2 rRNA genes are annotated in these 560 nt (G+C 45.9%); both read left to right on the top strand.

The features are described from left to right. Positions 1-221 (top strand): 16S ribosomal RNA (locus tag ACVBAX_RS25380); the annotation flags it as partial. 217 nt (positions 222-438) lie between these two features. Beyond that, positions 439-560, top strand: a 23S ribosomal RNA gene (locus tag ACVBAX_RS25375); the annotation flags it as partial.

Raw genomic sequence — 560 nt, 5'->3', positions numbered from 1 at the left:
CCTACATGAAGCTGGAATCGCTAGTAATCGCGGATCAGCATGCCGCGGTGAATACGTTCCCGGGCCTTGTACACACCGCCCGTCACACCACGAGAGTTTGTAACACCCGAAGTCGGTGGGGTAACTCGCAAGAGAGCCAGCCGCCTAAGGTGGGACAGATGATTGGGGTGAAGTCGTAACAAGGTAGCCGTATCGGAAGGTGCGGCTGGATCACCTCCTTTCTAAGGAAATATGCTTGCGATAGCAAGACATAAAATACAGACGTGACGATTTGTTCTTGTTCAGTTTTGATGGTTTAATTAGTTTTTTTGCGCAAGCAAAATAACCATCCATCAAGTTGTTCTTTGAAAACTAGATAAAGTATAAAAGTCAAGAAAGAAATCGAGTATCGCCATTTTAGTTTTCTCTCTATATTAATAGAGAAACTTTTTAACCGTAGGTTAAGTTAGAAAGGGCGCACGGTGGATGCCTTGGCACTAGGAGCCGATGAAGGACGGGACTAACACCGATATGCTTCGGGGAGCTGTAAGTAAGCTTTGATCCGGAGATTTCCGAATGGG

The sequence above is a fragment of the Robertmurraya sp. GLU-23 genome (assembly GCF_052983275.1).
The sequence above is the reverse complement of the archived record's forward strand: the minus strand, read 5'-3'. Positions and strand labels throughout refer to the sequence as shown.